The organism is Microbacterium sp. (assembly GCF_047606385.1).
GTDB lineage: Bacteria > Actinomycetota > Actinomycetes > Actinomycetales > Microbacteriaceae > Microbacterium.
Genome location: NZ_JASGEL010000021.1, coordinates 1 through 13,598, shown reverse-complemented (window position 1 = coordinate 13,598; position 13,598 = coordinate 1). Strand labels below are relative to the sequence as shown.

Annotated in this window: 14 protein-coding genes and 1 pseudogene; 6 read left to right on the top strand and 9 right to left on the bottom strand. The window is 73.0% G+C overall.

From position 1 onward, the window contains the following. Positions 1–2,253, bottom strand: a 2,253-nt coding sequence (locus QM626_RS02250; RefSeq protein WP_415073536.1) for a TM0106 family RecB-like putative nuclease, incomplete at its 3' end; no start/stop codon positions are given. Positions 2,254–2,426: 173 nt separating this feature from the next. Between QM626_RS02250 and QM626_RS02245 the strand changes: the two genes are divergently transcribed. After that, on the top strand, positions 2,427–4,481 hold the full coding sequence (locus tag QM626_RS02245) for an NAD(+) synthase (protein ID WP_415073534.1): 2,055 nt from the start codon (positions 2,427–2,429) through the stop codon (positions 4,479–4,481). Here QM626_RS02245 and QM626_RS02240 read toward each other — a convergent pair. After that, a complete protein-coding gene (locus tag QM626_RS02240) occupies positions 4,478–5,068 on the bottom strand; it encodes a hypothetical protein (protein ID WP_415073532.1) in 591 nt (196 codons plus the stop codon). The genes QM626_RS02245 and QM626_RS02240 overlap by 4 nt on opposite strands. A 166-nt stretch (positions 5,069–5,234) precedes the next feature. On the opposite strand from QM626_RS02240, the gene QM626_RS02235 reads away from it, so the two are divergent. Then, a complete protein-coding gene (locus tag QM626_RS02235) occupies positions 5,235–6,185 on the top strand; it encodes an aldo/keto reductase (RefSeq protein ID WP_415073530.1) in 951 nt (316 codons plus the stop codon). After that, on the top strand, positions 6,167–6,739 hold the full coding sequence (locus tag QM626_RS02230; RefSeq protein ID WP_415073528.1) for a nucleoside phosphorylase: 573 nt from the start codon (positions 6,167–6,169) through the stop codon (positions 6,737–6,739). The genes QM626_RS02235 and QM626_RS02230 overlap by 19 nt, the downstream gene beginning before the upstream one ends. 6 nt (positions 6,740–6,745) lie before the next feature. On the opposite strand, the gene QM626_RS02225 is transcribed toward QM626_RS02230, so the two are convergent. After that, positions 6,746–8,122 (bottom strand): DUF222 domain-containing protein, encoded by a 1,377-nt coding sequence (locus QM626_RS02225; RefSeq protein WP_415073526.1) that lies wholly within the window; start codon positions 8,120–8,122, stop codon positions 6,746–6,748. 151 nt (positions 8,123–8,273) lie between these two features. Beyond that, positions 8,274–9,797, bottom strand: coding sequence for an MFS transporter (locus tag QM626_RS02220; RefSeq protein WP_415073524.1), 1,524 nt, complete (start codon positions 9,795–9,797; stop codon positions 8,274–8,276). A gap of 75 nt (positions 9,798–9,872) precedes the next feature. Between QM626_RS02220 and QM626_RS02215 the strand changes: the two genes are divergently transcribed. Continuing rightward, a complete protein-coding gene (locus QM626_RS02215; protein ID WP_415073522.1) occupies positions 9,873–10,361 on the top strand; it encodes an 8-oxo-dGTP diphosphatase in 489 nt (162 codons plus the stop codon). A 2-nt stretch (positions 10,362–10,363) separates the two neighbouring features. On the opposite strand, the gene QM626_RS02210 is transcribed toward QM626_RS02215, so the two are convergent. From QM626_RS02210 to QM626_RS02190, 5 genes are all read right to left on the bottom strand, one after another. Continuing rightward, positions 10,364–10,558 carry a hypothetical protein gene (locus QM626_RS02210; RefSeq protein WP_415073520.1) on the bottom strand — a complete coding sequence of 65 codons (195 nt, stop codon included), beginning with the start codon at positions 10,556–10,558 and terminating at the stop codon, positions 10,364–10,366. Further along, entirely contained in the window at positions 10,551–10,736 is a 186-nt protein-coding gene (locus QM626_RS02205) for a hypothetical protein (protein WP_415073518.1), read from the bottom strand. Before QM626_RS02205 ends, QM626_RS02210 begins: the two co-directional genes overlap by 8 nt. A 91-nt stretch (positions 10,737–10,827) precedes the next feature. Further along, entirely contained in the window at positions 10,828–11,265 is a 438-nt protein-coding gene (locus QM626_RS02200; protein ID WP_415073516.1) for a VOC family protein, read from the bottom strand. 7 nt (positions 11,266–11,272) lie between these two features. Next, positions 11,273–11,680 carry a DUF1622 domain-containing protein gene (locus QM626_RS02195; protein WP_415073514.1) on the bottom strand — a complete coding sequence of 136 codons (408 nt, stop codon included), beginning with the start codon at positions 11,678–11,680 and terminating at the stop codon, positions 11,273–11,275. Between the two features lie 27 nt (positions 11,681–11,707). After that, a complete protein-coding gene (locus tag QM626_RS02190) occupies positions 11,708–12,010 on the bottom strand; it encodes a GNAT family N-acetyltransferase (RefSeq protein WP_415073512.1) in 303 nt (100 codons plus the stop codon). A gap of 389 nt (positions 12,011–12,399) precedes the next feature. Here QM626_RS02190 and QM626_RS02185 point away from each other — a divergent pair, with 389 nt between their 5' ends. Together QM626_RS02185 and QM626_RS02180 are read left to right on the top strand one after the other, a co-directional pair. Next, complete coding sequence (locus tag QM626_RS02185) at positions 12,400–13,116, top strand: winged helix-turn-helix domain-containing protein (protein WP_415073510.1); 717 nt, start codon at positions 12,400–12,402, stop codon at positions 13,114–13,116. A 205-nt stretch (positions 13,117–13,321) separates the two neighbouring features. Continuing rightward, positions 13,322–13,598: pseudogene (locus QM626_RS02180) on the top strand (DNA-3-methyladenine glycosylase 2 family protein); the annotation flags it as partial.

Here is a 13,598-nt window from a genome sequence, read left to right as displayed (position 1 = left end):
GGCGCGGGTGCGCGGCGGGCGCCGCCGCAGGATGTCGGTGGCGGCGTCGGCCGGAAAGCCGGGCGCCGCGTCGACGAGCGCGTCGGCCCAGGCGTCGATCGCGGACTGCTGCTGGCCCGCGTGCGGCGGGGCCACCGGGGCGAGCGCGAACGGCAGGTCGTCCCAGGTGTGACCGTCCACCGCGGTCTCGCGCACGAGCGCGCCATCCTCGAGCACCTCGACGACGTTCACCGAGCGGTAGCCGTGGATCCATCGCGGCGAGGGGGCGGACGGGTACGGCGTCGGCAGCTCGTACAGCGCGAACGGCTGGGTGCCCTCGCTCAGCCGGGTGCCGGGGGCGAGCTCGCCGCGCAGCTCGACCAGGCGCTGCAGCGACCTGGGCCCCTCATGCCATCCCTCGCGGACGCGGGAGCGGCCGGGGTCGACGACCACGACGTCGCGCGTCTGCTCCCACAGCGACAACGGCTCGCGCAGCCGCAGGTAGTGGCCCGCCCAGAAGGTCTTCGCCTCGCGCGGGTAGTAGTCGATCGCGGCTGCGGCGAGGGCGAGCGCCTCGGCGTGCGGGTCGGCGGGGTCGGCGGTGCGGCGCCCGGCGGCGAGCCGGTTCAGCGCGAGCGCATGGGGCGAGGGCTCGTAGGCGTACTCCTCGGCCTCGAGGTCGCGCGAGGGGGCGAGCCCCGCGTCGCGGGCGAGGTCGACGAGCCAGTCGCGCAGTCGCAGCGTCGACACGCAGTCGTCGCGGTTGTACTCCGCGAGGTCGTCGAGCACGGCCTGGGACGCGGTCTGCTCGCCGGCATCGCGCAGCATCCGCGCCTCGACGTACTTCACGATCGAGTCGTCGCCGCGCTGCACGTCGCTCGTGCGCCGGTCATCTCCCATGTACAGCGGCTCGAGCTTCTTGATCGAGTACGACCGGGAGCCCACGCGCAGCGCCCGCCGCACGATCGGGTACAGATCGACGAAGACGCCGTCGCGCAGCAGCGCGTCGACCTCCGCCTCGCGCGTGCCGTATCGCGCGGCCATCGCCAGCAGGTGCGAGGGCTCGTAGGGGGCGTAGTGGTAGATGTGCAGGCCCGGATGGGCGGCGCGGCGCAGCGTCACCATGTCGACGAAGCGCTCGAGCGCCTCCCGTTCGGCGGCGAAGTCGTGCGCCCACAGGGTGCCGTACCGCCCGGCGGCGTCGACCCAGCCGAACAGGTAGTCGAGGTTCCACAGGCCGCTCTCCCCCTCGGTGTAGAGCGGATCGCCCTCGAAGTCGAAGAACAGGTCGCCGGGGTCGCGACGCGGCAGCGCCGCGAGAGCGGCGGGCAGGGCCACCTCGAACGCGGGAGCGCCCTCGGGGCTGGCCAGCTGCAGCCGGGCCTGCGCGCGCAGGCCCGCGAACGTCTCCTCGCGCATGGTGGCGGGCGCCTGGGCCGCCGCCGCGAGGTCGTCGATCGAGCGGATGCCGGCGGCCCGCAACGTGGCGCGCTGCGTCGGCCGCATCCCGGCGACCAGCAGCAGGTCGTGATGGACGGTCACCTCCTGCTCGCAGGTCGGGCAGCGGCCGCAGGCGACGACGGCGAGCTCGCCGCGATCGTCTCCCCACGCGATCGGCTCCCCCTCGGCGCCGAGATCGACCCGACGGTCGGCGATGAGCGCGTGCAGTCGCCGCCGGCGCAGCCGGAACACCGGCAGAAGGTCGCCGGCCCGGTGCCGGCTGGTCGTGCCGTCGCCCAGCAGCAGCTCGACGGCCTCGGCACGGGGGACCTCGCCGAGATCGAGCTGGTCGACGTATGCGGCGAGCTGCATGAGTGCGGTGACGCGCGCGTGGCGGGCGAGCTTGGTGTCCTGCACGATCCAGTCGCCGCTCTGCGCCTCGCGCACGAGGAAGTCGGCGAAGCCGACGAACTCGTCTGTCTGGAACGCGGCCTGGTAGACGACGGCGACGGCCGGGTCGGCGAGCGCGGTGCGAGTGCGGGCCACGGCATCCGCCATGCCCGCGGCGTCGCCGGAGCGGGTCTCGGGGATCTCGACCACGGCGTCGCCGAACTCGGCGCGATAGCGCTCGAGGACGTGACGCTCGTGCACGGTGCCGAGCCGGGCCGCGCGCTCGAGCGTGGCGTCCTCCGGGTCGGAGGCTGCGGCCACGCGCCCGAGCTTCGCGTCGATCTGGCGCAGCCACGCGAACTCGCACTCGGCCGCGGCCTTCAGATCGCTCGCGCTCCAGACGACCCGCGCCGGCGCCTGCGCCGTGGCCTCGATGACCCGCATCCGGCCCCCTTTCCGCCTCGACCCTAGCCCGGGCCCCCGACACCCGAGCCGACGGATACGTCCCATCACGCGAGACCGCATCTGCGCGCCGAGACCGTGGTGCGACCCCACGGTCTCGGCGCCCGGTTGCGGTCTCGCGAGACCGGGCGGGGTCGAGGTGCCAGACTGGAGACGTGGCACAGCTCCCCTTCGACAGCGCGTACCGGCACGGGTTCGCCCGCGTCGCGGCGTGCACGGTGCCGGTGCGGATCGCCGATCCCGCCGCGAACGCGGAGGCCGTGCTCGCCGAGGCACGGCTGGCGGACGCGGATGCCGTCGCCGTCGCCGTCTTCCCCGAGCTGTGCCTGACCGGCTACGCGATCGACGACCTGGTGCTGCAGGATCCCGTGCTCGACGCCGTCGTGGCCGCCGTCGAGGGGCTCGTGGCCGCGTCCGCCGATCTGCTTCCGGTGCTCGTCGTGGGGGCGCCGCTGCGCCACCGCAACCGCGTCTACAACTGCGCGGTCGTCATCCACCGCGGCGAGCTGCTGGGCGTCGCCCCCAAGGCGTACCTGCCGACATACCGCGAGTTCTACGAGCGGCGCTGGTACGCGAGCGGCGACGAGGTCCGCGGAGAGGACATCCGGGTCGGCTCGACATATGCTCCGTTCGGCACGGATCTGCTCTTCGAGGCGCTCGACGTCGACGGCCTCGTCGTGCACGCGGAGGTCTGCGAGGACGTGTGGGTGCCGATCCCGCCGTCGTCGGAGGCGGCGCTGGCCGGGGCGACCGTGCTCGTGAACCTGTCCGGCAGCCCGATCACGATCGCCCGCGCCGACGAGCGGCACGCCCTCGCGGGGTCGCAGTCGCTGCGATGCCTGGCGGCGTACGCGTACGCGGCCGCGGGCGGGGGCGAGTCCACCAACGACGTGTCGTGGGACGGGCAGACGATGATCTACGAGGCCGGCACGCTGCTGGCGCAGACCGAGCGCTTCCCCGACGGGCCGCGCCGCAGCGTCGCCGACGTCGACCTCGACCGGCTGCGGCAGGACCGGCTGCGGCAGGGCACGTTCGACGACAACCGGCGCACGCACGCCGGGCGCACGGACGCCTTCCGCACCGTGCACTTCCGGCTCGACCCGCCCGCGCGCGACGTCGGGCTGGCCCGCGCACTCGACCGGTTCCCGTTCGTGCCGGACGACCCGGCCCGCCTCGCGCAGGACTGCTACGAGGCGTTCAACATCCAGGTGTCCGGACTCGAGCAGCGGCTGCGCGCGATCGGCCAGCCGCGGCCGGTGATCGGCGTGTCCGGCGGCCTCGACTCCACGCACGCCCTGCTGGTGGTCGCCCGGGCGATGGACAGGCTCGGCCGGCCGCGCAGCGACATCCTGGCGTACACGATGCCCGGCTTCGCGACCAGCGACCACACGCGCTCGAACGCCCTGGCACTCGCCGAGGCGGTCGGGGCGACCGTCGAGACGATCGACATCCGCCCCGCCGCGACCCAGATCCTCAGCGGGATCGGCCACCCCGCCGCCGCCGGGGATCCGGTCTACGACGTCACGTTCGAGAACGTGCAGGCGGGGATGCGGACGGACTTCCTCTTCCGCCTCGCGAACCGGCACGGCGGCATCGTCATCGGCACCTCCGACCTGTCCGAGCTGGCGCTGGGGTGGGCGACGTACGGCGTCGGCGACCAGATGAGCCACTACGCGGTCAACTCGGGGGTGCCCAAGACCCTCATCCAGCACCTGATCCGGTGGGTGATCGCCGCCGGCGAGGGCGTCGACGCGCGCACCGCCGCGGTGCTGCAGTCGGTGCTCGACACCGAGATCAGCCCCGAGCTGGTGCCGGCGGGCCAGGACGGGCGGGCGCAGTCGACCGAGGACGCGATCGGTCCCTACGCGCTGCACGACTTCACGCTGTTCCACGTGCTGCGATACGGGCTGCGGCCGTCGAAGATCGCGTTCCTGGCGTCGCGGGCGTGGGCGGATGCCGATGCCGGCGCGTGGCCGCCGGGATTCCCGCCGGGCGAGCGGTACGCCTACGACCACGACACCGTGGTGCGCTGGCTGCGGGTGTTCCTGCGACGCTACTTCGGGTTCGCCCAGTTCAAGCGCAGCGCGATCCCGAACGGACCGAAGGTCTCGCCTGCCGGCTCGCTGTCGCCGCGCGGCGACTGGCGGGCGCCCAGCGACGGCAACGCCGACGTGTGGCTCGCCGAGCTCAACGCCGCGCTGGGATCCTAGGACGCCGCGACCACCGGCAGCGGCGCGTAGGCGATCGTGATGACGAACGCGTTGCGCGAGACGTCCACGATCCGGTAGTGGATCGGACGGTCGGGCACCCAGCCGCTGGTCCCGCCGGCGTCGAGCCGAACGTTCTCCGGGCGGACCCGCATCCCGCGTCCGTCCGCCGCCAGCACGGCCTGCACGCGCGTCCAGTGGTTCAGGAACTCGAGCTCGCTCGCCCCCTCCCACAGGTGCGAATGGGCGTGCATCGCGCTCTTGGCCTGCTCGTCGGGCAGCAGATCCCGGATGTCGACGCCGAGGGGCATCGCCATGTCGGCGATCACGACCACGGTCGCCGCGCGATGGCTCGCGGTGTTGATGGTGAACGGGACCACCTGGCCGTTCGCGGACGCGACCAGATGGGTGTGATGGCCGAACACGGTCGGCGCCTCGCGCTCGACGTGCACGTCGTCGGCGTCGATGTGCAGGCGGGCGGCGACGAGCTCACGCGCGAGGATGCGTCGGCGGTCGTGCTCGGTCACCGCCGGATCCCAGCCCAGCTTGGCGTCGATGCCCTCGGGGGTGTCCAGAACGACGGATTCCACGGGTGCCTCCTCGTCGCCGGACCCACCCGGCCTGCCGTCAGCCTAACCCCGAGACCTTCTGGGTCCGGCGCGGGGATCGCACCTCAGGCGAAGGACTAAGGTGACGCAGGGACGAGCAGCCGGCCCGCCCCGCAGATCGCCGCCACGGCGAGGAATGAGGCACGTGATGACCCGCATCGGACGCAGCGAGCTCGACGTCCTTCCGCTCTCCCTGGGCGGGAACGTCTTCGGCTGGACCGCCGATCGCGACGAGTCGTTCGCGATCCTGGATGCCTTCCACGCCGGCGGCGGCGACTTCATCGACACGGCCGACGCGTACAGCGCGTTCGCGCCGGGGAACTCCGGCGGCGAGAGCGAGACCCTCATCGGGGAGTGGCTCGCCTCGCGCAAGCCGCAGAACGTCGTCGTGGCGACCAAGGTCAGCCGGCACCCGGACTTCCTCGGCCTGTCGGCGGGGAACGTGCGCGCCGCCGCGGAGGCGTCCCTCACGCGCCTCGGCGTCGAGACCATCGATCTGTACTACGCCCACTACGACGACCCCGACACCCCGCTGGAGGAGGCCGTCGGCGCGTTCGCCGACCTGGTGACCGACGGCCTGGTGCGCTACACCGCGCTCTCGAACTTCACGACCGACCGCATCCGCTCCTGGATCTCGCTCGCCCAGGCCGGCGGCGGCGACCTGCCGGTCGCGCTGCAGCCGCACTACAACCTCGTCCACCGCCGCGAGGTCGAGCAGGAGACGATCCCGCTGGCGGAGGAGTTCGACCTGGGTCTGGTGCCGTACTACGGCCTGGCGAAGGGGTTCCTGACGGGCAAGTACCGTTCGGCGGATGTCAGCGGGCAGACCTCGCCGCGCGCGAAGGGCGCGGCCGAGTATGCGACGCCGGAGGGCCTCGCCGTCATCGACGCCCTCGAGGCGATCGGGACCGCGCACGGCGCGTCGATCGCGGCCACGGCGCTCGCGTGGCTGCGCGCGCAGCCGGCGGTCGTGGCGCCGATCGCGAGCGCCTCACGCGTGGACCAGGTCGCCGACCTGCTCGCCGGGGCGCGCCTCGAGCTGACGGCCTCCGAGATCGCCGAGCTGGACCGGGTCTCGGCATGGGCGGCCGAGGGCTGATGCGGCTGCTGGTCGCCGCTCTGCCGCAGGAGATCACCGCCTTCCCGGCGGAGCTTCCGGGCTTCGAGGTCCTGGTCACCGGTCTCGGCAAGCTGCAGGCCGCCGTCGGCCTCAGCGAGAGACTGCGCGACGGCGCCTACGAGGAGGTCGTCGTGGTCGGCACCGCCGGCGGGCTCGTCCCGACCGCCGAGGGCACGGTGCACGAGGTCGCCACCGCCATCCAGCACGACGTCGCCGACCTCGACGGCGTCGTCGGCCGCCACGTCGCGCTGCCCGAGCGCACCGGCAGCGGCGAGGGCGTGGTGATCGCGACCGGCGACCGGTTCATCGACGATGCGGACGCCGTCGCCGAGATCACCGCGCTGGGCGCCACCCTCGTCGACATGGAGACCTACGCCTATTTCTGGGTCGCCGAGCGCTACGGCGTGCCGATCCGGGTGTTCAAGGCCGTCTCCGACCCCGCGCAGGACGGCGCGACCCAGCTGTGGGACGAGGTCGTGGCGACCTGCAGCGAATGGCTGCGAGAGCGGATCCGGACCGAGTACGGGGTCTGACCGGCATCAGAAGGGCGGCGGGCCCGTGTCGTCGGGCACGAACCTCACCGTCGCCGGCGGCCGGTCCCGGTGCGTGCGCCCGGTCGGGCCCGTCCATTCGATGACCCCGCCGGAGCGCTGACGGACCCGCCACGCGGTCTCGTGTTTGAGGGTGTGGTGCCGGCGGCAGAAGTGGCAGAGGTTGTGGACGCGGGTGGGGCCGCCGAGCGCGGCGTCGAGATTGTGATCCACGTCGCAGCCGCGCGCTGGTCGGCGGCATCCGGGAAAGCGGCAGCGTTCGTCACGCACCCGGAGGAAGCGGTGGAGGTCGGCGCCGGGTCGGTAGCGGTCGACGGCCAGCACGGCCCCCGTGTACGGATCGGACATCACCCGGTCCCAGCCGGTCGCCGCGCCGGCCAGGCGCCGCGCCGTCACGGGGTCGATCGGGCGGTCTCCGGCCAGCATCCCCGTACCCCGCTCCGTGCCCGCGAGCGCGAGGACGGGAACGGTGACCTGCACGTGACCCGACACCGCGTCGAGCCCGGTGCCGTGTGCGATCGGACCGCCCGCCAGGACCAGGTCGCAGAGGATGTCGGCGCGAAGCTGGTCGAGAGTGCGGGTGTCGTGTGGACCGTCGCCGCTCGAGCCGGTCCGGCGCGGCCCGGTGACGACCGGCTCGTCGCCGCTCTCGGCGTCGTCGGCCGGAGCCTCGGGCTCGGGCTCGGGCTCCGCAGCCTCGTCGCCCGTCTCGCGCTGACCGCGGGCGACGGTGCGCGCCATGCGCGTGAGGCGGTCGTGGATGGCGTACGCGAGCGCAGCGGGGAGATCGGCGAGCAGCCGCGCCATCCCGTCGTCGAGGTCGTACACGCGCACGCGGCGGTCGTCCTGCCGCGCCTCGATCCGTTCCGCGGTGCCCTCGGGGTCGAGCTGCGCGGCGATCGCGTGGGCGATCCCGCGGAACCGGCCGACCGTCTCGGCACGGGCGACGGCGAGCGCGAGCGTCGCGAACCGCTCCCGCAGGCGCTCGGGCAGCGCGGCGCCCGCGCTCAGCAGCGCGTCGACATGGCCGGCCTCGATCTCACCGGCCTCCCACGCGGCGAAGGCTGCGGGATAGATGTCGCGCGCGGCGACCGCGTCACCCATGCGTCGCTGCACGACCCGGTCGCTGAGCCGTGCCGCGGCGCCCAGCTCGGCGGACGCCTCGCGCACCGGCAGATCGGCGCCCGGTCGCAGCCGCTCGTCGGCGTGGAGCTGCTCGGCGCGCGCCACGGCCAGGTCGACGGCGGCGGCCAGCAGACGCGACTCGCGCGCCTGCGCGACGGCGACCGCCCGATGCGCGTCGACGAACTCGGTCACCAGCGCGTCCAACGCCGGCCAGCCGATGCCGTCCGCTGCGTGCCCCATCGATGTCTCCTCGCCATGGCCGCGACCAGCGGCGTCCGGTCTCGCACCAAGCGGGCACTGTGCGATGTTCTCTGACGCTGATCACGCTACAAGGGGGTTCCGACATCGCCGCCGGGAGCTCGAGACCCCCACGCGAACCGGCGCACAGCGGTCAGCCCTCGGCGTCCTCCATCGTGCTCTCCTGACGCCGCAGCCGCTGCCCGAGGTCGATGACGGCGAGCACGAAGGCGAGCGCGAGGAAGATCCCCACCGAGACCATGCCGAAGCCGTACGCGTCGTGATACACGACCGCGTCGGCCGGGCCGGTGTCCTGCTCGCGGTAGACCGTCGCATAGAACAGGGCGAGCGCGACGGCGGTGCCCACCGCGGACCCGATGCGCTGGCCGAGCTGCCCCACGGATCCCGCCAGGCCGCCCTGCCGCACCGGGATGTCGGCCAGGGTCAGCGTCTGGTTGGGAGAGATCACGAGACCCCCGCCGATGCCGCCGACGAGCATCACGCCCGCCATCACGAACGGCGTGATCGCGTCGTCGACGTACAGCGCGGTGATCACGAGCCCGCCGACGCAGACCAGCACGAGCGCGAGCCCCAGCACGACGACCGGCCGCCCGTAGCGGGTGACCAGGATGCCGCCGAACCACGAGGCGACCGCGCTCGCGAGCGCGAAGCCGATCGTGACCATGCCGGCGAACAGCGCCGCCAGGCCGAGCCCGTCTTGCAGGTAGAGGGTCGTGAGCAGGAACATCGAGGGCACCGCGGTGAAGTACGCGGTCTGCAGCAGCGTGCCGTTCCGGTACGAGGCGATCGAGAACAGCTCCAGCGGGACGAGCGGATGCCTCCCGTTCGCCGCGTAGCGGCGCTCCCAGGCGACGAACCCGGCCGCGAACAGCACGAACACGACCAGCAGCCACCAGCGGTTCGGGTCGTCCCCGGACGATCCGGTCGTGAACAGGAACGGCCACATGAGCGCGACGATCGCGGCGCCGAACAGCAGCACGCCGACGGGATCGAGCGCGAGCCTGCGGGCCGAGCGCTCCCGCGTGGCCGGCAGCATCCACACCGCCAGCGCGATCGCGATCACCCCCAGCGGCAGGTTCATCCAGAAGATCCAGCGCCACCCGTCGGCGGCGCCGCCGAGCGCGATCAGCAGGCCGCCGAGCGTCGGCCCGAACGCGGTGGCCACCCCGATCGTCGCGCCGAACAGCCCGAAGGCCCGGCCGCGTTCCTTGCCCTGGAACAGCTGCTGGATCAGTCCGATCACCTGGGGCATCTGCGTGCCCGCCGCCATCCCCTGCACCAGCCGGCACACCAGCAGCACGGTCGTGTTCGGCGCCAGCGCGCAGCCCACGCTGGCCAGGGTGAACACGCTCAGGCCGATCAGGAACAGCGCGCGACGGGACCGCTGGTCGCCGATCCGCCCCATCGGGACGAGGAACAGGCCGAAGGTGAGCACGTAACCGGAGACGATCAGCTGCAGCTCGGTCGACCCCGAGCCGAAGGCCGACTCGATCGAGGGCAGTGCGACGTTGACCTTCGACAGGTCGAGGATCGTGATCCCGGCGACGGCCACGCACACCCAGAACGCGCGCCAGCGCCGGGCCGGAGTGAGCGGGATGTCCCGCGTGACGGGGTGGGCGCCGGTGGGGGGACGTCTGATCTCGGATCGGTCGGTCACGGTCCCACCCTATGAGCCGGCGAGAACGGCGCGGCCCGCCACAGAGCGGAAACAATCGCGGCGTAGCCTGCCGTCATGGCCCTCGTCGACGTCTGCGTCGTCTACATCCTGCGCAGCCGCGCCGGGGTGGACGAGGTGCTGCTCGGCTACAAGCGCACGGGGCTGGGGCTGGGGCGGGTCGTCGGCATCGGCGGCAAGCTCGAGCCGGGCGAGACGGCCGCCCAGGCGGCGGTGCGCGAGGTGCGCGAGGAGACCGGGCTGCGCCTGTCGGCGTCCGACCTGGTGGCGGTGGGGGTGCTCGACTACCACTTCCCGGCCCGGGACGAGTACTCGCAGCGCTCGCACGTGTTCGTCTGCCGTCGATACGCGGGACGTCCCGTGGAGACCGACGAGATCGTGCCGGCGTGGTTCGGGGTGGACGAGGTGCCGTACGCCCGGATGTGGGACGACGCCAGCCGCTGGCTGCCCGCCGTGCTGCGGGGCGGCCGCATCCGCACCCGGGGGTACACGTTCGGCGACGATCTCGCGACGGTCGTGCGCGAGGAGCCTGCTGTCGGGGTGTGAGCTCACCGCCGGCCGGCGAGCGCGGCCGCGATCACGGCGTCGTCGTACCCCACGCCGGCCTGATCGAGCCGCTGGCGCAGCACGTGCTCGAACAGCACGTCGTCCGCATCCGCCGTGTCGGCGCTCACCTGGGCGACGATGCCGGCGAGCCGCTGCTCGTCGGTCGCGAGGTTCCGGTCCATGGCGGAGTCAGTCATCGTCGCGGCCCAGCGAGATGTCGGGGTCCGCTCCGGCAGCCGGCTCGTCGGAGGTGATGAGATCGGGCGAGTCCTCGGCGGCATGGTCGCGCTCCTGGCTCTCGCGGTCGGACACGTCCTCCCAGCCGCCGGGCGGGTCCGCGTCGATGACGCCCTCGGGCAGGTCTCGATCGGTCATGATGGCTCCTCTCGTCCAGACCCAGCCTGCGCCGGCCCCGGGATGAGGACGCGGGGCTTGACCCGCATGGATGCCGGGGCTACCGGCGCACTCAGCGCAGCTCCTCCGCGAGCCCGATCAGCAGGCCCTCCGGACCCCGCAGATAGCAGAGCCGGTAGACGTCCTCATAGCGAACGACGTCTGCGCTCACGAGCGTCGCGCCGTGCGCGCGCAGCCGTTCGAGGGTCAGGTCGATGTCGTCCACGGCGAACATGACCCGCAGGTAGCCGAGCGCGTTCACGGGGGAATCACGGTGGTCGGCTGCCGGCTGCGGATGCAGGAACCGGGACAGTTCGAGCCGCCCGTGGCCGTCGGGCGTGCGCATCATGGCGATCTCGACGCGCTGCCCGGGCAGGCCGGTGACGCGTCCGGCCCACTCCCCATCGATCATCGCCCGTCCCTCCAGCTCCAGGCCGAGCGCGAGGAAGAAGTCGACGGCGGCGGTCAGGTCCTCGACGACGATGCCGACGTTGTCCATCCGGAGGGCCACGGGCGTGTCAGTCCGCGGGGTGCGAGGCGGCGCGGTCGCGCGCGACCTGGCCGGCCACGACCTGTGCGCCGCTCGTGGTCAGGGCCCGTCGCCACGGCAGGGTGCCCTCGATCTCGATCTGGATCGACACCGACAGGATCGTGCGGATCACGACGATGATCCCGAGGATCACCGCATCCTCGACGGACGGCTTCGAGGTGATCGTGCGGATGAGGTCGGCCGCGACGAGCACCTCCAACCCGAGCAGGATCGCACCCCCGAAGGTGGCCCGCAGCGTCAGGAACGCCGCCCGGCCGCCTTCGCCACGAGCCAGCGCGCGGGCACCGAACACGATCGCGACGACGAAGCCCACGACGATGACCACCGCGCCCACGCACTCGAACCCGACCGCGATCGCGGTGAACACCGGCTCCATGGCGTCAGTGTAGGGCGCGGACCGCGCTCAGGCGGTGCGGCGCTCGTGCAGGATGTCGGCGCGCTCCGGGTGCGCGGCGAACCAGTCGGCCACGTACCAGCACACCGGGATGACCTCACGGTCTCCGCGCTCCTCCAGCCGGGCGACGGCGCGGTCCACGAGCTCGCCGGCGTAGCCGTGGCCCCGGAACGTCGGCACCGTGAACGCCCGTGTCAGGGCGACCGTGCGGCCGTCGTCGCGGTAGTCCAGCACGCTGAGGAGCGTGTCGCCGCGCCGCAGCGCGAAGCGGGACGCGTCGGGCTCGTCGGTGAAGGTCAGCGCTTCGGTCATCCCTTCAGGCTACGCCGCGCGGAGGCGTGCGGGGCGGTGCCGGCGACGTCCACGTGTCCGTCATACTTCGTCACAGTCGCGGCGGCCGATCGTCACGAATTGACGTGGACGGTCATGTGCCGCGATAATCAGGCCTATGACTGACGACGCGCGTTCTCTGTCCGCCTGGGAGGCGAACGGGACTGCCGGCATGATGGCCGGCCGCGTCGCCATGTGTTGTCGAATGTGCCGCTGAGTCGATGACCACCGCCGGATCGGCCGCTGCTTCTGAAACGCAGCCGCCGGATCCCCCAGCCCCGCATCACGCGGATGCTGCGCACCAGGCCGGATCGCCGGCCGCTTCGCAACACCCCGGGCCCATCGAGCCCCCTCCCGCAAGGACTTCTCTCATGTCGAACACCGCCATCCTCGACCGTCCCGTCTCCCGCCCCGACCTGCGCCTCGTCCCCCGCGCGGCGGAGCCGGCACCGGCTCCTTCGCCCGCCGAGCGTCACATCCCCGCCGGCACCGCCCCACGCGGCTTCGCCCTCTACGTCGGCTTCGACGAGGTGAAGGCCGCGGCATCCGGCGTCTCCCTCGGCGTGCTCGTCGAGGCCCTGCGCCGCACCCTGCACGAGGTCGCCCCCGAGGCAGAGACCTACGCGACCGTCGCCCTCGCCCCGGTCGGGACCGGCGGCCGCGACGTCGACGTGGTGCGTCTCGCCCTGCACGAGCCGTCGGCCGTCGCCCGCACCAAGCCCGAGATCGAGGTCGAGGAGCGCGCCGAGGCCGGCGTCGTCGTCGACATCTCGCGCAAGCGGGTGCTCATCGACGGCGAGTCGGCGGCGTTCACCTTCAAGGAGTTCGAGCTGCTGCAGTACCTCGTGCTGCGCGAGGGTCGCACCATCGAGCGCACCGAGCTCGTCTCGTCGCTGTGGCAGGCCTCCGACGGCGACGAGGTGCCCGGCGAGCGCACGATCGACGTGCACGTGCGGCGTCTGCGCGCCAAGCTCGGCCGCTTCGAGGACATCGTGCGCACCGTGCGCGGCGTCGGCTACCGCTTCGACCGTCACGCCGACGTCGTCATCCGCTACGGTCACGGCACCCCCTCGCCCGACCGCTTCTGAGTCGCGCTGCGCACCGGATCCGAGGTGCGCCGGACCCTCATCTCGCCGTGCGGGCAATGATGGCGCCCGTTCTTGGCGATGGCGCCTGTAATTTCCGTAGCCATCGTCAGGAAGAAGCGCCATCGCGCGTTCACGCGAGGCGGATGCCGGCATCGGCGCTCGCGTGGACGACGGGGACGTCGGCGGGGCGACGTAGGGTGAGGGCGTGACCCAGAGCGACCGGATGCTGCGCATCTCGGCCACGCGACGCACCGGCGCACGCGACCCGCGTCCGCCTGCGTCCGCCCCGCTCCGTGAGACCGTGTACCGGCCGCGGCATCCGCTGGACCTGCACGCGACGGTCGTGTTCCAGCGCCGCGGCGCGCACGACCCGGCGCTGGTGGTCGACGGCGCGGTGATCTGGCGCGCGAGCCGCACCCCGCAGGGCGTCGCGACGCTGGCGCTGCGCGCGAGCCGCGACGGCGTCCGTGCCGCCGCGTGGG